The sequence below is a fragment of the Pseudomonas sp. HMSC067G02 genome (genome assembly GCF_001813485.1).
Lineage (GTDB): Bacteria > Pseudomonadota > Gammaproteobacteria > Pseudomonadales > Pseudomonadaceae > Pseudomonas > Pseudomonas aeruginosa.
Genome location: NZ_KV812708.1, coordinates 246,371 through 266,775 on the forward strand (window position 1 = coordinate 246,371; position 20,405 = coordinate 266,775).

16 protein-coding genes and 5 tRNA genes are annotated in these 20,405 nt (G+C 63.0%); 14 read left to right on the forward strand and 7 right to left on the reverse strand.

Features of this window, described 5'->3' with window-relative positions; translation table 11 throughout:
- Positions 1 to 88: 88 nt before the first annotated feature.
- Entirely contained in the window at positions 89 to 811 is a 723-nt protein-coding gene (gene lpxH, locus HMPREF2914_RS24145) for a UDP-2,3-diacylglucosamine diphosphatase (protein WP_003122838.1), read from the reverse strand.
- A 4-nt stretch (positions 812 to 815) separates the two neighbouring features.
- Positions 816 to 1,313, reverse strand: coding sequence for a peptidylprolyl isomerase (locus tag HMPREF2914_RS24150; RefSeq protein WP_003087890.1), 498 nt, complete (start codon positions 1,311 to 1,313; stop codon positions 816 to 818).
- 122 nt (positions 1,314 to 1,435) lie between these two features.
- On the opposite strand from HMPREF2914_RS24150, the gene HMPREF2914_RS24155 reads away from it, so the two are divergent.
- Positions 1,436 to 3,106, forward strand: a complete 1,671-nt coding sequence (locus HMPREF2914_RS24155; RefSeq protein ID WP_003139945.1) for a glutamine--tRNA ligase/YqeY domain fusion protein — start codon at positions 1,436 to 1,438, stop codon at positions 3,104 to 3,106.
- Positions 3,107 to 3,115: 9 nt separating this feature from the next.
- Positions 3,116 to 4,498, forward strand: a complete 1,383-nt coding sequence (gene cysS / locus HMPREF2914_RS24160) for a cysteine--tRNA ligase (RefSeq protein ID WP_003120296.1) — start codon at positions 3,116 to 3,118, stop codon at positions 4,496 to 4,498.
- A 57-nt stretch (positions 4,499 to 4,555) separates the two neighbouring features.
- Here the strand turns inward: cysS and folD are convergent, their stop codons facing one another.
- On the reverse strand, positions 4,556 to 5,410 hold the full coding sequence (gene folD, locus HMPREF2914_RS24165) for a bifunctional methylenetetrahydrofolate dehydrogenase/methenyltetrahydrofolate cyclohydrolase FolD (protein ID WP_003087898.1): 855 nt from the start codon (positions 5,408 to 5,410) through the stop codon (positions 4,556 to 4,558).
- A gap of 278 nt (positions 5,411 to 5,688) precedes the next feature.
- On the opposite strand from folD, the gene HMPREF2914_RS24170 reads away from it, so the two are divergent.
- The 5 genes from HMPREF2914_RS24170 to HMPREF2914_RS24190 all read left to right on the forward strand — a co-directional run bounded on the left by HMPREF2914_RS24170 (position 5,689) and on the right by HMPREF2914_RS24190 (position 6,584).
- Positions 5,689 to 5,765 (forward strand) — tRNA-Arg (locus tag HMPREF2914_RS24170).
- Between the two features lie 51 nt (positions 5,766 to 5,816).
- A tRNA-His gene (locus HMPREF2914_RS24175) sits at positions 5,817 to 5,892 on the forward strand.
- Positions 5,893 to 5,946: 54 nt separating this feature from the next.
- A tRNA-Leu gene (locus HMPREF2914_RS24180) sits at positions 5,947 to 6,031 on the forward strand.
- A 66-nt stretch (positions 6,032 to 6,097) separates the two neighbouring features.
- Positions 6,098 to 6,173 (forward strand) — tRNA-His (locus tag HMPREF2914_RS24185).
- 189 nt (positions 6,174 to 6,362) lie between these two features.
- Positions 6,363 to 6,584, forward strand: a complete 222-nt coding sequence (locus tag HMPREF2914_RS24190; protein WP_003087901.1) for a hypothetical protein — start codon at positions 6,363 to 6,365, stop codon at positions 6,582 to 6,584.
- Between the two features lie 286 nt (positions 6,585 to 6,870).
- Here the strand turns inward: HMPREF2914_RS24190 and HMPREF2914_RS24195 are convergent, their stop codons facing one another.
- The 3 genes from HMPREF2914_RS24195 to parR form a co-directional block, all read right to left on the reverse strand.
- A complete protein-coding gene (locus HMPREF2914_RS24195) occupies positions 6,871 to 8,703 on the reverse strand; it encodes a serine hydrolase domain-containing protein (RefSeq protein ID WP_023091944.1) in 1,833 nt (610 codons plus the stop codon).
- Between the two features lie 104 nt (positions 8,704 to 8,807).
- Entirely contained in the window at positions 8,808 to 10,094 is a 1,287-nt protein-coding gene (parS, locus tag HMPREF2914_RS24200) for a sensor histidine kinase ParS (RefSeq protein ID WP_003087912.1), read from the reverse strand.
- On the reverse strand, positions 10,095 to 10,802 hold the full coding sequence (parR, locus tag HMPREF2914_RS24205; RefSeq protein ID WP_003087915.1) for a response regulator transcription factor ParR: 708 nt from the start codon (positions 10,800 to 10,802) through the stop codon (positions 10,095 to 10,097).
- Positions 10,803 to 11,033: 231 nt separating this feature from the next.
- On the opposite strand from parR, the gene tig reads away from it, so the two are divergent.
- From tig to HMPREF2914_RS24240, 7 genes are all read left to right on the forward strand, one after another.
- Complete coding sequence (gene tig, locus HMPREF2914_RS24210; protein ID WP_003087920.1) at positions 11,034 to 12,344, forward strand: trigger factor; 1,311 nt, start codon at positions 11,034 to 11,036, stop codon at positions 12,342 to 12,344.
- A 93-nt stretch (positions 12,345 to 12,437) separates the two neighbouring features.
- Positions 12,438 to 13,079: an ATP-dependent Clp endopeptidase proteolytic subunit ClpP gene (clpP, locus tag HMPREF2914_RS24215; protein ID WP_003098129.1), complete on the forward strand. Its 642-nt coding sequence runs from the start codon at positions 12,438 to 12,440 to the stop codon at positions 13,077 to 13,079.
- A gap of 104 nt (positions 13,080 to 13,183) precedes the next feature.
- Entirely contained in the window at positions 13,184 to 14,464 is a 1,281-nt protein-coding gene (clpX, locus tag HMPREF2914_RS24220) for an ATP-dependent Clp protease ATP-binding subunit ClpX (protein WP_003087924.1), read from the forward strand.
- A gap of 131 nt (positions 14,465 to 14,595) precedes the next feature.
- On the forward strand, positions 14,596 to 16,992 hold the full coding sequence (lon, locus tag HMPREF2914_RS24225) for an endopeptidase La (RefSeq protein ID WP_003124759.1): 2,397 nt from the start codon (positions 14,596 to 14,598) through the stop codon (positions 16,990 to 16,992).
- Positions 16,993 to 17,127: 135 nt separating this feature from the next.
- Complete coding sequence (gene hupB / locus HMPREF2914_RS24230; protein WP_003087931.1) at positions 17,128 to 17,400, forward strand: nucleoid-associated protein HU-beta; 273 nt, start codon at positions 17,128 to 17,130, stop codon at positions 17,398 to 17,400.
- 51 nt (positions 17,401 to 17,451) lie between these two features.
- Positions 17,452 to 17,528, forward strand: a tRNA-Asp gene (locus HMPREF2914_RS24235).
- Between the two features lie 103 nt (positions 17,529 to 17,631).
- Complete coding sequence (locus HMPREF2914_RS24240; protein ID WP_003087933.1) at positions 17,632 to 19,497, forward strand: SurA N-terminal domain-containing protein; 1,866 nt, start codon at positions 17,632 to 17,634, stop codon at positions 19,495 to 19,497.
- Positions 19,498 to 19,594: 97 nt separating this feature from the next.
- On the opposite strand, the gene fabI is transcribed toward HMPREF2914_RS24240, so the two are convergent.
- A complete protein-coding gene (fabI, locus tag HMPREF2914_RS24245; RefSeq protein WP_003087936.1) occupies positions 19,595 to 20,392 on the reverse strand; it encodes an enoyl-ACP reductase FabI in 798 nt (265 codons plus the stop codon).
- Positions 20,393 to 20,405: the final 13 nt, after the last annotated feature.

Below are 20,405 nucleotides of genomic sequence, written 5' to 3' on the forward strand. Positions count from 1 at the left end.
GTGGCCCGCGACGTCAAGATGGACGGCGGAAAAAATGCGAATCGCATAATGCTTCGCTGAAAGGCCCGCATGGCGGGCCTGGGGTGGGTCAGAGCGGGAAGGGCGCCTGGCGATGGCCGTTGGCGTCGATCTCCAGGGCCCAGCCCTGGCGGTCCCAGTCGCCGAGCACGATGCGCCGGGCGGGCTGGCCGTCGATGTCCAGCGGGTGTTCGGCCGGCCGATGAGTGTGGCCATGGATCAGGGTACGCACGCCATGCCCGCGCATGACCCGGGGCACTTCTTCGGGCGTGACATCGATGATGTCGACGGCTTTCATGCGGGTCTGCGCGCGGCTTTCCTTGCGCAGCTTGCGTGCCAGCTTGTGCCGGGTGGCCAGCGGCAGGTGGCGCAGTACCCAGAGCGTGAGCGGGTTGCGCAGCCAGCGGCGCAGGCGCATGTAAGCCTCGTCTCGGGTGCACAGGCTGTCCCCGTGCATCAGCAATACCGGCTCGCCGTACAGGTCGATCACGCTCGGGTCGGGCAGCAGCGTGCATCCGGCCTCGCGGCAGAACGCCTTGCCAATGAGGAAGTCGCGATTGCCGTGCATCAGGTAGATGCGCGTACCGTCGTCGGCCACCTGGCGCAGGGACTGGGCGATGGAGCGCTGGAAGGCGTCCATGCCGTCGTCGCCGATCCAGGCTTCGAAGAAGTCGCCGAGGATGTACAGGGCCTCGGCCCGACGGGCGCGCTCATCGAGGAAAGACAGAAACGCCCGGGTGATGTCCGGGCGTTCCGCTTCGAGATGCAGGTCCGAGATGAACAGGACGCTCATCGCTTCATTCTTCGACGATTTCGGCCTTCTCGATGATCACGTCCTCGGCCGGCACGTCCTGGTGGCCGCTGCGCATGGTGGTGGCCACGCCCTTGATCTTGTTGACCACGTCCATGCCCTCGACCACTTCGCCGAAGACGGCATAGCCCCAGCCCTGGGTGGTGGGGGCGGTATGGTTGAGGAAATCGTTGTCGGCGACGTTGATGAAGAACTGCGCGCTGGCCGAATGCGGGTCCATGGTACGAGCCATGGCGATGCTGCCGACCTTGTTGGTCAGGCCGTTGTTGGCTTCGTTCTTGATCGGTGCGCGAGTGGGCTTCTGCTTCATGCCCGGCTCGAAACCGCCGCCCTGGATCATGAAGTTGTTGATCACGCGGTGGAAGACGGTGTTGTCGTAGTGGCCGCTTTTCACGTACTCCTTGAAGTTCGCCGCGGTTTCCGGGGCTTTCTCTTCATCGAGCTTCAGGGTGATGACGCCATGGTTGGTATGCAGCTTGATCATGTGGGTAATCCGCTTTGTCGTGAAAATCGAAGGCCTGTCAGGGGGTTGACAGCTTCGGCTATGATAAGCGCTTTGATTTGCCCGGCCTACCCTGGTCGGGCGAGAGCATGACCAAGGATCCCATGAGCAAGCCAGAGACCACCGCCGCCCCGAACTTCCTGCGCCAGATCGTTCAAGCCGACCTGGATGCCGGCAAGCACGCGAAGATCGTCACCCGTTTCCCCCCGGAGCCCAACGGTTACCTGCACATCGGCCACGCCAAGTCGATCTGCCTGAACTTCGGCCTGGCCCAGGAATTCGCTGGCGATTGCCATCTGCGCTTCGATGACACCAACCCGGCCAAGGAAGACCAGGAGTACATCGATGCCATCGAGGCCGACATCAAGTGGCTGGGCTTCCAGTGGTCCGGCGAGGTCTGCTATGCCTCCAACTATTTCGACCAGTTGCATGCCTGGGCCATCGAGCTGATCAAGGCCGGCAAGGCGTTCGTCTGCGACCTCGGTCCCGAGGAAATGCGCGAATACCGCGGCACCCTCACCGAGCCGGGCCGCAACAGCCCTTACCGTGACCGTTCGGTGGAGGAGAACCTCGACCTGTTCGCCCGCATGAAGGCCGGTGAGTTCCCCGACGGCGCCCGTTCGCTGCGGGCGAAGATCGACATGGGTTCGCCGAACATGAACCTGCGCGATCCGATCCTGTACCGCATCCGCCATGCGCATCACCACCAGACCGGCGACAAGTGGTGCATCTACCCGAGCTACGACTTCACCCACGGTCAGTCGGACGCCATCGAGGGCATCACCCATTCGATCTGCACCCTGGAATTCGAAGACCATCGTCCGCTCTACGAGTGGTTCCTGGCCAACCTGCCGGTACCTGCGCAACCGCGCCAGTACGAATTCTCCCGGCTCAACCTGAACTACACCGTGACCAGCAAGCGCAAGCTCAAGCAACTGGTCGACGAAGGCCATGTCAGCGGCTGGGACGATCCGCGGATGTCGACCCTGTCCGGCTATCGCCGCCGCGGCTACACCCCGGAGTCGATCCGCAACTTCTGCGAGATGATCGGAGTGAACCGTGCCAGCGGCGTGGTCGACATCGGCATGCTCGAGTTCAGCATCCGCGACCACCTGGACGCCACCGCGCCGCGTGCCATGTGCGTGCTGAAACCGCTCAAGGTGGTGATCACCAACTACCCCGAAGGGCAGGTGGAGAACCTCGAGTTGCCGCGTCATCCGAAGGAAGACATGGGAGTGCGCGTACTGCCGTTCGGTCGCGAGCTGTTCATCGATGCCGGTGACTTCGAGGAAGTCCCGCCGGCCGGCTACAAGCGCCTGATCCCCGGTGGCGAGGTGCGTCTGCGCGGCAGCTACGTGATCCGTGCCGACGAAGCGATCAAGGATGCCGACGGCAATATCGTCGAACTGCGCTGCAGCTACGATCCGGACACCCTGGGCAAGAACCCGGAAGGCCGCAAGGTCAAGGGCGTGATCCACTGGGTGCCGGCCGAGGGCAGCGTCGAGTGCGAAGTGCGCCTGTACGATCGGCTGTTCCGCTCGGCCAATCCGGAGAAGGCGGAAGAGGGCGGCAGCTTCCTCGACAACATCAACGCCGACTCCCTGCAGGTACTGACCGGCTGTCGCGCCGAGCCGTCGCTGGGCCAGGCGAACCCGGAGGATCGCTTCCAGTTCGAGCGCGAAGGCTATTTCGTCGCCGACCTGAAGGACTCCAGGCCGGGCAAGCCGGTGTTCAACCGTACCGTCACCCTGCGTGACTCCTGGGGACAGGGCTGAGGAAAGACCGTGCTGCAGATCTACAACACGCTGAGCAAGACCAAAGAAGTCTTCACGCCGCTGGTCGGCAACCAGGTGCGCATGTACGTGTGTGGCATGACCGTGTACGACTACTGCCATCTGGGCCACGGCCGCAGCATGGTGGCGTTCGACGTGATCACCCGCTGGTTGCGCCACCGTGGCTACGACCTGACGTACGTACGCAACATCACCGATATCGATGACAAGATCATCAATCGCGCCAACGAGAACGGCGAGCCGTTCGATGTGCTGACCGAGCGCATGATCGCGGCGATGCACGAGGACGAGGCCCGGCTGAACATCCTCAAGCCGGACCAGGAGCCGCGCGCCACCGATCACATCGCCGGCATGCACGCGATGATCCAGACCCTGATCGACAAGGGCTATGCCTACGCGCCGGGCAACGGTGACGTGTACTACCGGGTCGGCAAGTTCGCTGGCTACGGCAAGTTGTCGCGGCGGCGGGTCGAGGACCTGCGCATCGGTGCGCGGATCGAGCCGGGCGAAGCGAAGGAGGATCCGCTCGATTTCGTGCTCTGGAAGGGCGCCAAGCCGGGCGAACCGAGCTGGTCGTCGCCCTGGGGCGAGGGGCGCCCGGGCTGGCACATCGAATGCTCGGTGATGTCCACCTGCTGCCTGGGCGATTCCTTCGACATCCATGGCGGTGGCAACGACCTGGAGTTCCCTCATCACGAGAACGAGATCGCCCAGAGCGAGGCCGCGACCGGCAAGCCCTACGCCAAGTCCTGGCTGCACTGCGGGATGATCACCATCAACGGCGAGAAGATGTCCAAGTCGCTGGGCAATTTCTTCACCATCCGCGAAGTGCTGGAGAAATATCACCCCGAAGTGGTGCGTTACCTGCTGATCGCCAGCCATTACCGCAGTCCGATCAACTACTCGGAGGAGAACCTGCGCGAGGCCAAGGCGGCCCTGGACCGTTTCTACAACGCGCTCAAGGGGCTGCCCGAGGCGGCGCCGGCGGAAGCGGCGGAGTATGTCGAGCGCTTCGCCGCGGCGATGGACGACGACTTCAATACCGCGGGTGCCTGCTCGGTGCTGTTCGAGCTGGCGCGGGAGGTCAATCGTCTGCGCGAAAGCGACCTGTCGGCGGCGGCCGCGCTGGCCGCGCGCCTGAAGCAGTTGGCTGGCCTGCTGGGGGTGCTGCAACTGGAGCCGGAAGCCTTCCTGCAGGCGGGCGCCGAGGGCAAGGTCGATGCGGCCGAGGTCGAGGCGCTGATCCAGGCGCGCCTGGAGGCGCGGGCGGCGAAGAACTGGGCGGAGTCCGACCGGATTCGCGATCGGCTCACCGCCATGGGCGTGGTGCTGGAGGATGGCAAGGGCGGCACTACCTGGCGCCTGGCCGACTGAACCCGCAGCGATAAATGAAAAGCCCCGCGAACGCGGGGCTTTTCATTACCGGCGACCTCAGTCGTGCAGGTGTTCGGCGGCGTGCAGGGTATTTTCCAGCAGGCAGGCGCGGGTCATCGGCCCGACGCCGCCCGGCACCGGGGTGATCCAGCTGGCGCGTTGCGCTGCCACTTCGTATTCCACGTCGCCGACCAGTCGGCCGTCGGCCTGGCGGTTGATGCCGACGTCGATGACGATGGCGCCTTCCTTGATCCACTCGCCCTTGACCAGTCCCGGCTTGCCGGCAGCGACCACCACCAGGTCGGCGCGCGACACATGGTCGGCCAGGTCGCGGGTGAAGCGGTGGGTCACGGTGACGGTGCAGCCACCCAGCAGCAACTCCAGAGCCATGGGCCGGCCGACGATGTTCGAGGCGCCGACCACGACCGCATCCATGCCGTACAGGTCGGCGCCGGTGCTGGCGAGCAGGGTCATGATGCCTTTCGGGGTGCAGGGGCGCAGGAGGGGCATGCGCTGGGCCAGGCGGCCGATGTTGTAGGGATGGAAACCGTCCACGTCCTTGTCCGGGTGGATGCGCTCCAGCAGCAGGGAGGCGTCCAGGTGGGCGGGCAGGGGTAGCTGGACCAGGATGCCGTCGATGGCGGGGTCGTCGTTCAGGCGGTCGATCAGGGCCAGCAGGTCGTCCTGGCTGGTTTCGGCGGGAAGATCGTAGGCCTGGGAGAGAAAGCCGACTTCCTCGCAGTCCTTGCGCTTGTGCGCCACATAGACCTGAGAGGCCGGATCGGTGCCGACCAGGATCACCGCCAGGCCGGGAACGCGCAGGCCTTGCTGGCGGCGCTCGGTCACGCGTTGGGCTATCTGCTGGCGAAGGTTGGCGGCGATCGCTTTGCCGTCGATCAGTTGTGCGGTCATGTCGGAAGGGTAACCATCGAATCGGGTGGAAAAAGGACGCGCATTTTCGCATGGACGCCGCCCGGGGCAAAGGAGGCGACCCGTGGATTTGCCGTAACTCCTTTATATAGCTGAATTTTTTTAAAAAACCCGTTGACGGCCTTTCGCCCCCTGTATAACATGCGCCCCGCTTGCCGAGCACAGCCGGACGCAGGGTAAGAGGTAAAGCAAGTCGGTTGCTGACTTTGTGATTGCCAGAGCTTAAAGTTTGCGCTCAGCATTGAATGCAGATGAATAAAGCGCCCGTAGCTCAGCTGGATAGAGCATCCGCCTTCTAAGCGGATGGTCGCAGGTTCGAGTCCTGCCGGGTGCGCCATTCGGCGAATCGGCAAGAAGCAGGCGATGTTTTACCGCAAGTCGTAATATGGTGGGCGTAGCTCAGTTGGTAGAGCACAGGATTGTGGCTCCTGGTGTCGTGGGTTCGATTCCCATCGTCCACCCCATATTCCGAAGCGCCAGGCCCGGGGCCTGGCGTTTTCATTTCCAAGCAGTGTCCCGCGGACGTGGTGGAATTGGTAGACACACTGGATTTAGGTTCCAGCGCCGCAAGGCGTGAGAGTTCGAGTCTCTCCGTCCGCACCACCTTCAGGCTCGGCTTGTCCGGCCGCTGCGGTTGAAGCCGGAACGTCCGGCACGATTCACGATATGGTGGGCGTAGCTCAGTTGGTAGAGCACAGGATTGTGGCTCCTGGTGTCGTGGGTTCGATTCCCATCGTCCACCCCATATTTCGAAGCGCCAGGCCTTGTGCCTGGCGTTTTCGTTTGCGCTTCACGATCTCTTCTCCGCTTGCCTTTCCGGTACCCAATCCGCCCTCATGGGCGCGACGGCAGGTTGAACTTGTTCCGGGTCCGGCGCTCTTAAGCGAGCCTGTCGTTCCTGGCGGGTCCGTATATGCAGTCTGGGTGAAGCGACATGTCGATGAAATGGACCGAGCAGCGCTTGCGCAAGGCTCTCAAGCAGATGGCGAACAATCATGAATCGGCTGCGGTCGAGGTCATGCGCGCCGTCGAGCGGGCGAACGATCCGAAGCTGGCGCAGCGCCTGCTCGAGGTGATCGAGCAGATGCACCAGGATGCCGATGCGCTGCGCTCCATCGACGACGAAATCGCCAGCGGCGTGATCCGTTGCCAATGAGGCCGTAGACGCTCCGCAGTTCAGGACTTCCCGGCGGAAGCCGGCGCATCCGGCCGGTTCGCCAGTTTCGGGCGCAAGGTCGCGCCCTGGGCTGTGTTCCGGCGAACGGTATAAGGTTGGCGGCCGCGGAAGGCGAAGGCGGTGAACATGTTCGTATTCTCTCTCGGTGCGTTTCAGAAACGGTGTTCCACCAGGACGCCCAGGCCGATGCTGTCATGCCACTCTTCGGCGACAGCGGCGGAGCAGAGGCTGGCGAGCGTGCCGGCGAGGCACAGGGAGGGGCTTCTCATGGGGACTCCTTCCGTTGCGGCCAGGGACGTGCCTTGGTGTCTTGCTGGGCGAAGCGGTAGCCGAGCGCGTTCAGACCGTCGAAGTCGCGACTGAAGGTGTCTCCCAGGCCCTGGCCGCTGCCGGCCAGGACGGCGTGTGCGCTGTCGATGGGTTGCAGGATGAACTCGCCGGAGCGGGTTCCTCCGGCTTGCCCGCGCACCAGCAGGAAGCCGTCTTCGATCCTGATGCTCAGGCCGTTCAGGTAGCTGTGCCGGCCCGTGCTGGCGACGCGGTAGGTGCCGACGGCTTCGGTCCAGGCCTGGGGCAGGGGGGGCGGCTCGATGCGCTCGCCGAGGTAGGCGGCCTGGCCGTGGCGGCGGGACACCAGGATTCGGCGTTGGCCGTAGCTGACCACGTCCAGTTGCAACTGTCCGGCGCTGTCCATGCCGACGGGCCAGAACCCCAGCAGTCTTTTTCTCATCTGCAGCCAGCCCGAGGTGTCGCGCAACAGTTCCACGCGTTGTTCGCCGAAATCCGCGTACAGGCGACCCCTGCGCTCGTGCAGGCGAACCTGGCCTTGGCGGGTTGCGTAGCGACCGTATAGCTGTCGCCGGTCCTCCGGGCTCGGCACCTTCAGTGCGGGGGCCCGCGCGGGGGGGGGCTGTACGGCGGGGCGACGAGCGCCCTGCCTGACCTGCAGCATGAGCGACGCCGCTTGCCGGGCCAGGGAGGCGGTGAGCGAACCGCGGTCATCGGCGTTGCTCATGACAATGGCGGCGAGGCGCTGTTCCGGCAGCAGAACCAGGTGGGCGCTGAATCCTGGGGTGGCGCTGGCGTACTCATAGTGACGGATGCCCCCTTCCAGCGGCGCGGAGCCGCACGGGCTGAGGAACCAGGCCAGGCCCACCTGGCAGTCGAAGTCCAGGGCATTGCCGGCGTTCTGCTGGCGGAACATCTCCTCGACGGAGTGTTTCCTGAGAAGCTGGCGCTCCTTGTGGCGCCCGTTGGCGAACAGCATGCGGACGAAGCGGCTGAGGTCGACCGGGCTGCTCCACAGATCGTTGACCGGGAGGTCGCTGGCGGAGCCGGGGCGACCGCCGCCGCTGTAGCCGTGGGCGCGTTGCGCCTGGGGCAGGGCGTTCCTGGCGAAGCTGGAGCGAGTCATCTGCAAAGGGTCCAGCAGGTGCTCCCGCATGTGCTGCTCGAAGTGCTTTCCGGTGTTGCGCTCGATGGCCGCGCCGACCAGTTCGTAGCCAAGGTTGGAATGGGCGACCTGGGTTCCCGGCGGATTGCTCAGCCAGACACCGGATACTTTCGCCGGCAGTTGGCCGAGTGAGTTCGGGCGTTCGCCGAACAGGGGCGGCAGGTGTTCGCCAGGAAGGCCGGACTGATGGCTGAGCAGCCGGCGGAAAGTGATCGCGCGATCCGCCTCGCTCTGGTCGGCATGGAAGCGTGAGCGTACGTAGAACTCGCGCAAGGTGTCCTGGAGCGGAGCGTCGAGAGAGAGTTGGCCGCGTTCGGCCAGTTGCAGGGTCGCGCTGGCGATCAGTAGCTTGGACAGGTCGCCGGCGTGGAATGCGGTGTGCTCGCTGGCGTTGATCCTGTGCTGTCGGTCGGCATAGCCGAAACCGCGAGCCCAGACCAGTTGCTGGTCGTCGACCAATGCCAGTGCCAGGCCGGGCACGTCCTGCCTTTCCATTTCCCGGCGGATGTGGCGTTGCAGATAGTCGATGACCTCGCCGTAGTTGCCCACGGCGGCGCTCGGCGCTGGCGGGGCGGGTGGCAGGCCGTGGCAGCCGCTGGTGCCGAGCAGGCAGCCGAGAAGGGGAAGGTGCATGGCGCGAAACATGGAATACCTGGCGGAAAGGCGAGGTGTCCCATGCTAGGGCGGGCCTGGCTGGCAATCCTTACGGCTTTGTCAGCAATCTGTGAAAGATTGTTAAGCCTCCGCTGTCAACGGGGCCGCTCCCAGGTCAGGCGGAAGGAGGCGCCTCCCTGCGGCGTTTCCAGCGCTTCCGCATAGCCGCCGTGCCATTGCGCGACCCGGCGGACGATCGCCAGGCCCAGGCCGAAGCCGCCGGTGCTGCGATCGCGGCTGTCGTCCAGGCGCGAAAAGGGTTCGAAGATCTTCTGCCGGGCGTCCGCCGGTATCCCGGGGCCGTCGTCGTTGACCCGTATCTGACAGCTGTCGCCTTGATCGAGGAGGGCGATTTCGACGCGCGAGTGTGCGTGGCGAATGGCGTTGCGCAGCAGGTTGATCACGGCGCGCGCCATGAAGCGAGGCTCGATGCGGATCTGTTCGACCTGGCAGGCGCTGATCTCGCAGGTGACTCCGGCGGCTTCGGCTTCCAGGGCGACGTCGGCGACGACGCTATCCAGCCAGCTCGCGGCGTCGACGATTTCCCGGTGGCTCCCGACGTTGCCGTGCTCCAGGCGGGCGTAGGTCAGCAGTTCGGAGACCATTTCCTCCAGTTCGCCGAGGTCGGCGCGCATGTCCTCTATCAGGTCGTGGCGTACTTCGGCGTCGACCTGCTTGTTCAATTGCTCGAGTTCGAAGGACAGGCGGGAGATCGGCGTGCGCAATTCGTGGGATACCGCGTTGGTCAGTTCGCGCTGGTTGCTGATCAGGCTTTCGATGCGGTCGGCCATCTGGTTGAAGTGCTGGGCCAGGGTGCGGATATCGGAGCGTCGGAAAATGCGCGTGCGCGATGACAGGTCGCCATCGCCGAAGCGTTGCGCGGCCAGGCGCAGGGTCTCGAGGTCGCGCCAGTGCGGGCGGACCCATACCAGCAGGGCGATGCCGACCAGCACGCCGAGCAGGATGTAGGCCAGCACGGTGAACAGTGGGGTCAGCGAGGGTTCCGGCGGCAGCTTGATGTCGAGCAGCTGCGGACCCGCGTCGATGCGGCTGATGAATTCCGTAAAGTCCTCGCGTACCACCAGCAGGTTCTTGTCGAGGAGGGCCTGCTCTTCCTGCGTCAGCTTCGCCTGCCTGGCATCCGTCAGGCTCAGCTCGAGCCCGTAGTGGGGGCGCCAGTCTTCGAGCTGTCGCTGGCGTCCGGCCTGGTCCAGCGGGGCCAGCTTTTCCACCAGCGAATAGGCCTGGCCGCGAACGGCGTCGCGGTGATAGTTCTCGACGATGCTGTCGTAGAACGCGTCGATGACATGGTCGACCACGAAGATCGCGGCAGCGAACCCCAGGGCCAGCAGCAGGTAGAGGCGCAGGAACAGGCGCAGCATTCAGAGTTCCCAGCCCAGCGGGTTGAACAGGTAGCCCTTGCCCCAGACGGTCTTGATCCGGACCGGCTCGCGCGGATTGTCCTTCAGTTTATTGCGCAGCTTGCTGATGCAGACGTCGACGCTGCGGTTCAGGCCGTCGAAGCCGATGCCGCGGATCTGGTTGAGGATCTCGTCGCGGGAAAGTATTTCCCCTGCCTGGTTGGCCAGCAGCCAGAGCAGCTCGAACTCCATCGTGGTCAGTTCTATGCCGCGGCCTTCGAGTTCCGCTTCGCGCCGCCGTCGGTCGATGTTCAGCTTGCCGAATGTCAGGCTTTCCGGGGAGGCGGGAAGGGGCGCGTGCCGGCGCATCAGGGCGCGCAGGCGGGCGAGCAGTACCGGTGGCTCGATCGGCTTGATCACGTAGTCGTCGGCGCCGGACTCCAGGCCGAGGATGTGATCGAGATCGTCCTCCTGGGCGGTGAGTATGAGGATCGGCAGGTTCGCGACCCGGCGGATCTCCCGGCACACCTGCAGACCATTCTGTCCGGGGAGCATGAGGTCGAGAACCACCACTTGCGGCTTGAAGTCGAGGAAAGCGGCGAACGCGGCATCACCGCGATGCACCTGGCGCACTTCGAAACCATGCTGGGAAAGGAAGCTGGCGATCAGGCGGGCGAGCTTCTGGTCGTCTTCGACGAGCAATACCTTGCTGAGGGTAGGGCAGTCCATAGGGTTTCATCGGTCGGAGCGGAATCGGCTGGCATTATATGCACCCGCTTCCGGCGAAGCTCCAGCGACTCGTTCGAGACCGGGCTGCGATCGGCGGAAGCGGCCGGAAACACCCCGGGGATCCGCCTGCACCCTGGCGGGGTGACTTCTGCTTTTCCCTCTACTAGAATGCATGCCCTTGATTCTGGGAGCCGGAAGGACCGGCTTACGTCTGTGCAACGAGGAATATCCATGCAAGTTTCTGTTGAAAGCACTTCCGCTCTTGAGCGCCGCATGACCGTTGGTGTGCCTGCCGAGCGTATCGAGACCGAAGTCAACAAGCGTCTGCAGCAGACCGCCCGTCGTGCCAAGATTCCAGGTTTCCGCCCCGGCAAGGTGCCGATGAGTGTCATTCGTCAGCGCTACGAAGCTTCCGCGCGCCAGGAAGCCATGGGCGATCTGATTCAGGAAACCTTCTACGAAGCCGTGGTCGAGCAGAAGCTGAATCCGGCCGGTTCGCCGTCGGTAGAGCCCAAGTCCTTCGAGAAAGGCAAGGACTTGGAATACATCGCAACCTTCGAAGTCTTCCCGGAATTTACCGTTTCCGGCCTGGAAGACATCAAGGTCGAGCGCCTGCAGGCCGAAGTTTCCGATGCTGATGTCGACAACATGCTCGATGTCCTGCGCAAGCAGAACACCCGTTTCGAAGTGGTCGAGCGTGCCGCCCAGAACGATGACCAGTTGAACATCGACTTCGTCGGCAAGATCGACGGCGAAGCCTTCGCCGGCGGTTCCGCCAAGGGCACCCTGCTGGTGCTGGGCTCCGGTCGCATGATCGCCGGCTTCGAAGAAGGGCTGGTGGGGGCGAAGGCCGGTGAAGAGCGCGTGCTCAACCTGACCTTCCCCGAGGACTACCAGAACCTGGACCTGGCCAACAAGGCTGCCGAGTTCACCGTTACCGTCAATAGCGTAGCCGAGCCCAAGCTGCCGGAACTGAACGAAGAGTTCTTCGCTCTGTTCGGCGTGAAGGAAACCGGTCTCGATGGCTTCCGCGCCGAAGTGCAGAAGAACATGGAGCGCGAGTTGCGCCAGGCGATCAAGTCCAAGGTCAAGAACCAGGTCATGGAAGGTCTGCTGCAGGCCAACCCGATCGAAGTGCCCAAGGCCCTGATCGGCAACGAAGTGAACCGTCTGCGCGTGCAGGCCGTCCAGCAGTTCGGTGGCAACATCAAGCCTGACCAACTGCCGGCCGAGCTGTTCGAAGAGCAGGCCAAGCGCCGTGTGGTGCTGGGCCTGATCGTCGCCGAAGTGGTCAAGCAGCACGAGCTGAAGGCCGACGAAGGTCGCGTTCGCGAAATGATCGAGGAAATGGCCTCGGCCTACCAGGAGCCCGAGCAGGTCGTCGCCTGGTACTTCAAGAACGAGCCCCAGCTGAACGAAGTCCGTTCTGTTGTACTGGAAGAACAAGTCGTAGATACTGTCCTGCAAAAGGCCACTGTGACCGATAAGCAGGTATCCTACGAAGAAGCGGTCAAGCCGGCCGAAGCTCCGCAAGCGGCCTGATTCGTTCCTCTCGTTCGAATCCCACAAGCCAGCCTTAGTGCTGGCTTGTGCGTCTTTGAGGCTTCACTATCTGTTAGGGAGTGATCGCAAGACATGTCTCGCAACTCTTTTATTCCGCACGTTCCCGATATCCAGGCCGCCGGTGGCCTGGTGCCCATGGTGGTGGAGCAGTCCGCCCGCGGCGAGCGCGCCTACGACATCTATTCGCGCCTGCTGAAGGAGCGGATCATCTTCCTGGTCGGCCAGGTCGAGGACTACATGGCCAACCTGGTGGTTGCCCAGTTGCTGTTCCTGGAGGCTGAAAATCCCGAGAAGGACATTCATCTCTACATCAACTCGCCGGGTGGCTCGGTGACTGCCGGGATGTCCATCTACGACACCATGCAGTTCATCAAGCCCAACGTCTCGACCACCTGTATCGGTCAGGCGTGCAGCATGGGTGCCCTGCTGCTTGCGGGCGGTGCCGCCGGCAAGCGCTACTGCCTGCCGCATTCGCGGATGATGATCCACCAGCCGCTGGGCGGTTTCCAGGGCCAGGCCTCGGATATCGAGATCCATGCCAAGGAAATCCTCTTCATCAAGGAGCGTCTGAACCAGATCCTGGCGCACCACACCGGCCAGCCCCTGGACGTCATTGCCCGCGATACCGATCGTGACCGCTTCATGAGCGGTGACGAAGCCGTCAAGTATGGCCTGATCGACAAGGTCATGACCCAGCGCGACCTGGCCGTCTAAGGCTCCGCAATACTGGCGGTCGAGACATTCGGCCGCCTCGTGGGCTTGAAAATGCCCACAATTGCCTTCATCTTGTGTTTGAAGCTACCCATTGGATCGATCGAATGACTGATACCCGCAACGGCGAGGACAACGGCAAGCTGCTGTATTGCTCCTTCTGCGGCAAGAGCCAGCACGAAGTGCGCAAGTTGATTGCCGGCCCCTCGGTCTTTATCTGCGACGAGTGTGTCGACCTGTGCAATGACATCATCCGCGAGGAGGTGCAGGAAGCGCAGGCGGAAAGTAGTGGGCACAAACTTCCGGCGCCGAAAGAGATCCGCACCATCCTCGATCAGTACGTGATCGGGCAGGAGCGGGCCAAGAAGGTTCTGGCGGTAGCGGTATACAACCACTACAAGCGCCTCAACCAGCGTGACAAGAAGGACGATATCGAGCTCGGCAAGAGCAACATTCTGATGATCGGCCCAACCGGCTCGGGCAAGACCCTGCTGGCCGAGACCCTCGCACGTCTGCTGAACGTGCCGTTCACCATCGCCGATGCGACCACGCTGACGGAAGCGGGCTACGTGGGCGAGGATGTCGAGAACATCATCCAGAAACTCTTGCAGAAGTGCGATTACGATGTGGAGAAGGCCCAGATGGGCATCGTCTACATCGACGAGATCGACAAGATTTCCCGGAAATCGGACAACCCCTCCATCACTCGCGACGTCTCCGGCGAGGGTGTGCAGCAGGCCCTGCTGAAGCTCATCGAGGGCACCGTTGCCTCGGTACCGCCGCAGGGCGGTCGCAAGCATCCGCAGCAGGAGTTCCTGCAGGTCGATACGCGCAACATCCTGTTCATCTGCGGCGGCGCTTTCGCCGGTCTGGAGCGGGTCATCCAGAACCGTTCCGCGCGCGGCGGCATCGGTTTCAATGCCGAAGTGCGCAGTCAGGAGATGGGCAAGAAGGTCGGCGAGGCGTTCAAGGAAGTCGAGCCGGAAGATCTCGTCAAGTTCGGTCTCATTCCCGAGTTTGTAGGGCGTTTGCCGGTGATCGCGACTCTTGATGAACTCGACGAGGCTGCGCTCATGCAGATCCTGACCGAGCCGAAGAACGCTCTCACCAAGCAGTACGCCAAGCTGTTCGAGATGGAAGGCGTCGACCTCGAATTCCGTCCGGACGCCCTCAAGGCGGTTGCCCGCAAGGCGCTCGAACGCAAGACCGGTGCACGTGGCTTGCGTTCAATTCTCGAAGGTATCCTTCTCGATACCATGTACGAGATTCCCTCCCAGCAGGATGTCAGCAAGGTGGTCATCGATGAGAGTGTCATCGATGGCTCGTCGCAACCCCTGATGATCTACGAGAACAGCGAAAAGCCAGCCAAGGCTGCGCCTGAGGCATGAAAGAGCAGGGGCCTTCGGGCCCCTTTTCTTTTCCGACTGGCACGCTTGTTTTTTCCCGGGCCTAACCCCATCTTAGGCTGAAAGGTCTTCCTATCTGTTTCGTGGCCAAGTGCCGCTGTAGAGCCGACATTATGAAAACACTCGTCGAATTGCCCTTGCTGCCGCTACGTGACGTGGTGGTGTACCCGCACATGGTCATCCCGTTGTTCGTCGGTCGGGAAAAGTCCATCGAGGCCCTGGAGGCAGCGATGACCGGCGACAAGCAAATCCTCCTGCTGGCGCAGAAAAACCCCGCGGACGACGATCCGGGCGAAGATGGCCTGTACCGCATGGGTACGGTCGCTACCGTGCTGCAGTTGCTCAAGCTGCCGGATGGCACCGTCAAGGTGCTGGTCGAAGGCGAGCAGCGCGGCCAGGTCGAGCGCTTCATCGAGGAGGAAGGGCACATTCGTGCCGCGGTCCAGGCCATCGATGACGCCAATGTCGGCGAGCGCGAGGCCGAGGTCTTCACTCGCAGCCTGCTGAGCCAGTTCGAGCAATACGTCCAGTTGGGCAAGAAAGTCCCCGCCGAGGTGCTTTCTTCGCTGAACAGCATCGACGAGCCGAGCAGGCTGGTCGATACCATGGCCGCGCACATGGCGCTGAAGATCGAGCAGAAGCAGGACATCCTGGAGATCACCGACCTGTCGTCGCGGGTCGAGCATGTCCTGGCGCTGCTGGATGCCGAGATCGACCTGCTGCAGGTGGAAAAGCGTATCCGCGGCCGGGTCAAGAAGCAGATGGAGCGCAGCCAGCGCGAGTACTACCTGAATGAGCAGATGAAGGCCATTCAGAAGGAACTCGGCGATATCGACGAAGGGCACAACGAAGTCGAGGAGCTGAAGAAGCGCATCGACGCCGCCGGCCTGACCAAGGAGGCGCACACCAAGGCCACTGCCGAGCTGAACAAGCTCAAGCAGATGTCGCCGATGTCGGCGGAAGCCACCGTGGTGCGTTCCTACATAGACTGGCTGCTGAACGTGCCGTGGAAGGCCGAGAGCAAGGTGCGCCATGATCTCGCCAAGGCGGAAGACATCCTCGATGCCGACCATTACGGCCTGGAAGAGGTCAAGGAGCGCATTCTCGAGTATCTCGCCGTGCAAAAGCGGGTGAAGAAGCTCAAGGGCCCGGTCCTTTGCCTGGTGGGGCCGCCCGGCGTGGGCAAGACCTCCCTGGCCGAATCCATCGCCCGCGCCACCAATCGCAAGTTCGTGCGCATGGCGCTCGGCGGCGTGCGTGACGAGGCCGAGATCCGCGGTCACCGTCGTACCTATATCGGCTCTATGCCGGGCCGCCTGATCCAGAAGATGACCAAGGTCGGCGTGCGCAACCCGCTGTTCCTCCTCGACGAAATCGACAAGATGGGCAGCGACATGCGCGGGGATCCCGCCTCGGCGCTGCTCGAGGTGCTCGACCCGGAGCAGAACCACAACTTCAACGATCACTACCTGGAAGTCGACTACGACCTGTCCGACGTGATGTTCCTCTGCACCGCGAACTCGATGAACATCCCGGCGCCCCTGCTGGATCGGATGGAAGTCATCCGCCTGCCGGGCTACACCGAGGACGAGAAGGTCAACATCGCCTCCAAGTACCTGATTCCGAAGCAGGTCCAGGCCAACGGCCTGAAGAAGGGCGAGCTGACCTTCGAGGAAGGCGCCCTGCGCGACATCATTCGCTACTACACCCGCGAAGCCGGGGTGCGCAGCCTCGAGCGGCAGATCGCCAAGGTCTGCCGCAAGGCGGTGAAGGAGCATGCTAAGCTCAAGCGTATCCAGGCGGTGGTGTCCAGCGAGACGCTGGAGAACTACCTCGGCGTGCGCAAGTTCCGTTATGGCCTCGCCGAACAGCAGGACCAGATCGGCCAGGTGACCGGGCTGGCCTGGACCCAGGTCGGCGGCGAGCTGCTTACCATCGAGGCGGCCGTGGTACCGGGCAAGGGCCAGTTGACCAAGACCGGATCGCTGGGTGACGTGATGGCGGAATCGATCACCGCGGCGTTGACCGTGGTGCGCAGCCGCGCCCAGAGCCTAGGAATCGCGGCGGACTTCCACGAGAAGCGTGACATCCATATCCACGTTCCGGAAGGCGCTACGCCGAAGGATGGCCCGAGCGCAGGCATCGGCATGTGCACGGCGCTGGTTTCGGCGATCACGCAGATCCCGGTGCGCGCCGACGTGGCAATGACCGGGGAGATCACCCTGCGTGGGCAGGTGCTGGCGATCGGCGGGCTGAAAGAAAAACTTTTGGCGGCGCACCGCGGCGGGATCAAGACGGTGATCATTCCCGAGGAAAATGTTCGCGACCTGAAGGAAATTCCGGACAATATTAAGAGTGATCTGGTTATTAAACCGGTTAAATGGATTGACGAAGTCCTGCAAATTGCGCTGCAATACGCCCCGGAGCCCTTGCCCGATGCGGCTCCGGAGATGGTTGCAAAGGATGAAAAACGCGAGCCTGATTCCAAGGAGCGAATTAGCACGCATTAGTCGGTAGGTATTCTTGACACTGTTTTTGGGCCCTTGTTATAAAGCGGCACTTGCTGAGTCAGTTGGCCTACCAGCGCAGAATTTCCTTACACCTAACACATAGAAACATACTCAACAGAAATAAGGGGACTTAGAGTGAACAAGTCGGAACTGATCGATGCAATTGCCGCATCTGCTGATATCCCGAAAGCTGTTGCCGGTCGCGCACTGGACGCAGTGATCGAGTCCGTCACTGGCGCCCTGAAGGCTGGTGACTCCGTCGTGCTGGTTGGTTTCGGCACCTTCGCTGTCAAAGAGCGCGCTGCTCGCACCGGTCGCAACCCGCAAACTGGCAAGCCGATCAAGATCGCCGCTGCCAAGATCCCGGGCTTCAAAGCCGGTAAAGCCCTGAAGGATGCTGTCAACTAAGCGTCTTTTGGGACTCGTTCTACCCAGGTCGGCCAAGGCTGGCCTGGCTGCGGAGCGGTAGTTCAGTCGGTTAGAATACCGGCCTGTCACGCCGGGGGTCGCGGGTTCGAGTCCCGTCCGCTCCGCCAGTTACGAGAAGGCGCATCCTCGGATGCGCCTTTCTTATATCCGCATCTCTTACCCACGCCGCGCCGCCCAAGACGGCTGGTCGTGGCAGTTTTTGGGGGCTGCATGCTGCAGAACATCAGGGATAATTCCCAGGGCTGGATCGCCAAGACCATCATTGGCGTGATCATCGTTCTCCTGTCGCTGACCGGCTTCGACGCGATCATCCGGGCCACCGACCACTCCAACGTGGCCGCCAAGGTCAACGGCGACGATATCAGTCTCAATGAAGTCCAACAGGCCGTGGACATGCAGCGTCGCCAGCTGCTGCAACGCCTGGGCAAGGATTTCGATCCATCCATGCTGGATGACAAGCTGCTCAAGGAAGCGGCCCTGAAGGGGCTGATCGAGCGTACCCTGCTGCTCCAGGCCGCCAAGGACGACAAGTTCGCCTTCTCCGACCAGGCGCTGGACCAGTTGATCCTGCAAACTCCCGAGTTCCAGGTCGACGGCAAGTTCAACGCGGATCGCTTCGACCAGGTCATCCGCCAGATGAACTACAGCCGCATGCAGTTCCGCCAGATGCTCGGCCAGGAAATGCTCATCGGCCAGCTTCGCGCCGGCCTGGCGGGCACCGGTTTCGTCACCGACAACGAATTGCAGTCCTTCGCTCGCCTCGAGAAGCAGACCCGCGACTTCGCCACCCTGGCGATCAAGGCCGACGCCTCCAAGAGCAGCGTGAGCGAGGACGAGGTGAAGGCCTTCTACGAAGGCCACAAGAGCGAGTTCATGACTCCCGAGCAGGTGGTCGTCGAATACGTGGAACTGAAGAAGTCCTCCTTCTTCGACCAGGTCAAGGTGAAGCAGGAAGACCTCGAGGCGTTGTACCAGAAGGAAATCGCCAACCTCTCCGAGCAGCGCGATGCCGCCCACATCCTGATCGAGGTGAACGACAAGGTCGGCGACGAGCAGGCCAAGGCGAAGATCGACGAGATCAAGGCTCGCCTGGCCAAGGGCGAGGATTTCGCCGCGCTGGCCAAGGAGTTCTCCCAGGATATCGGCTCGGCCGCCACCGGCGGCGACCTGGGCTACGCCGGTCGCGGCGTGTACGACCCCGCGTTCGAGGAGGCGCTGTATGCGCTGAAGCAAGGTGAGGTATCCGCCCCGGTGAAGACTCCGTACGGCTACCACCTGATCAAGCTGCTGGGCGTGCAGGCACCGGAAGTGCCGAGCCTGGAAAGCCTCAAGCCGAAGCTCGAGGACGAACTGAAGAAGCAGATGGTCGAGCAGCGTTTCGTCGAGGCTACCAAGGACCTGGAAAGCTCCGCCTACGAAGCCGCCGACCTGAGCCAGCCGGCGCAGGAAATGGGCCTGAAGGTCCAGACCAGCCAGCCGTTCGGACGTTCGGGGGGCGACGGCATCGCTGCCAACCGCCAGATCGTGCAGACCGCGTTCAGCCCCGAGGTGCTGGAAGAAGCCGCCAACAGTGGCGCCATCGAGCTGGATCCGGACACCGTGGTGGTGCTGCGGGTCAAGGAACACAACAAGCCGAAGGAGCAACCGCTGGAGCAGGTCGCGGCGAACATCCGCGAGCGCCTGGCCGCCGAAAAGGCCGCCGAGGAGGCGCAGAAGCGTGGCGAGGCCCTGATTGCAGAGCTGCGTGAAGGCCGTACCTCTTCCGCAGCGGGTGAGTCGTGGAAAGTGGTCGAGGCGGCCTCCCGCGGCCAGGAAGGCGTCGATCCGAAACTGCTCCAGGCGGTGTTCCGCATGCAGCGTCCGGAGGCCAAGGACAAGCCTTCGCTCTCTGGCGTGACCCTGGCCAATGGCGATTACGTGGTGATCCGCCTGAATGGCGTCAGCGAGCCGGAGGAGGCTATCTCCGACGACGAGAAGGCCATGTACCGCCGCTTCCTGGCTTCGCGCAGCGGACAGGCAGACTTCGCCGCCTTCCGCCGTCAGTTGCAGGACAAGGCGGAAGTCGAGAAATACTGAGACCGAGATGCAGAGAAAAGGCCGCTTACGCGGCCTTTTCTTTATTCCGCCCATGAAAAAGGCCGCTCGAAGCGGCCATTTTTCATGGGCGGGGTGATCAGTCGTCGTCCAGCGGGCCCATGGCGGTAGTGTTGAAGCCGCCATCGACGTAGAGGATCTCGCCACTGATACCGCTGGCCAGGTCCGAACAGAGGAAGGCGCCGGCATTGCCGACTTCCTCGATGGTGACGTTGCGCCGCAGCGGCGTCTGCCGCTCGTTGGCGGCCAGCATCTTGCGGAAGCTCTTGATTCCGGAGGCGGCGAGCGTTCGGATCGGCCCGGCGGAAACCGCATTGACCCGGGTGCCTTCCGCGCCCAGGCTGCCGGCCAGGTAGCGGACCCCGGCCTCCAGGCTGGCCTTGGCCATGCCCATTACGTTGTAGTTCGGCATGGTCCGTTCGGCGCCCAGGTAGGAGAGGGTCAGCAGGCTGCCGTTGCGGCCCTTCATCATTTCCCGTCCGGCCTTGGCCAGGGCGATGAAGCTGTAGGCGCTGATGTCGTGGGCGATGCGGAAGCCCTCGCGGGTGGTCACCGCGGTGAAGTCGCCGTCGAGCTGATCGCCTGGAGCGAATCCGACGGAGTGGACGATGATGTCCAGGCCGTCCCAGTGCTTGCCCAGGGCGGCGAACACCGCTTCGATCTGGCTGTCGTCGGCCACGTCACAGGGGAAGCACAGCTCCGGCCGCGAGCCCCAGCCACTGGCGAACTCCTCCACCCGGCCCCTGAGCTTGTCGTTCTGGTAGGTGAAGGCCAGTTCGGCGCCTTCCCGGTGCATGGCGGCGGCGATGCCGGAAGCGATGGAGAGCTTGCTGGCGACTCCGACGATCAGGGCGCGTTTTCCTGTGAGAAATCCCATGGTCCGTTCCTTG

Bases quoted from the DNA above. Each gene is read 5' to 3' on its own strand.
- HMPREF2914_RS24155 (WP_003139945.1), top strand. From the start codon at position 1,436: ATGAGCAAGCCAGAGACCACCGCCGCCCCGAACTTCCTGCGCCAGATC.
- lon (WP_003124759.1), top strand. From the start codon at position 14,596: ATGAAAACACTCGTCGAATTGCCCTTGCTGCCGCTACGTGACGTGGTG.
- HMPREF2914_RS24240 (WP_003087933.1), top strand. From the start codon at position 17,632: ATGCTGCAGAACATCAGGGATAATTCCCAGGGCTGGATCGCCAAGACC.
- parR (WP_003087915.1), bottom strand. From the start codon at position 10,802: ATGGACTGCCCTACCCTCAGCAAGGTATTGCTCGTCGAAGACGACCAG.
- folD (WP_003087898.1), bottom strand. From the start codon at position 5,410: ATGACCGCACAACTGATCGACGGCAAAGCGATCGCCGCCAACCTTCGC.
- HMPREF2914_RS24195 (WP_023091944.1), bottom strand. From the start codon at position 8,703: ATGTTTCGCGCCATGCACCTTCCCCTTCTCGGCTGCCTGCTCGGCACC.
- lpxH (WP_003122838.1), bottom strand. From the start codon at position 811: ATGAGCGTCCTGTTCATCTCGGACCTGCATCTCGAAGCGGAACGCCCG.
- HMPREF2914_RS24150 (WP_003087890.1), bottom strand. From the start codon at position 1,313: ATGATCAAGCTGCATACCAACCATGGCGTCATCACCCTGAAGCTCGAT.
- parS (WP_003087912.1), bottom strand. From the start codon at position 10,094: ATGCTGCGCCTGTTCCTGCGCCTCTACCTGCTGCTGGCCCTGGGGTTC.
- HMPREF2914_RS24190 (WP_003087901.1), top strand. From the start codon at position 6,363: ATGTCGATGAAATGGACCGAGCAGCGCTTGCGCAAGGCTCTCAAGCAG.
- clpP (WP_003098129.1), top strand. From the start codon at position 12,438: ATGTCTCGCAACTCTTTTATTCCGCACGTTCCCGATATCCAGGCCGCC.
- tig (WP_003087920.1), top strand. From the start codon at position 11,034: ATGCAAGTTTCTGTTGAAAGCACTTCCGCTCTTGAGCGCCGCATGACC.
- clpX (WP_003087924.1), top strand. From the start codon at position 13,184: ATGACTGATACCCGCAACGGCGAGGACAACGGCAAGCTGCTGTATTGC.
- fabI (WP_003087936.1), bottom strand. From the start codon at position 20,392: ATGGGATTTCTCACAGGAAAACGCGCCCTGATCGTCGGAGTCGCCAGC.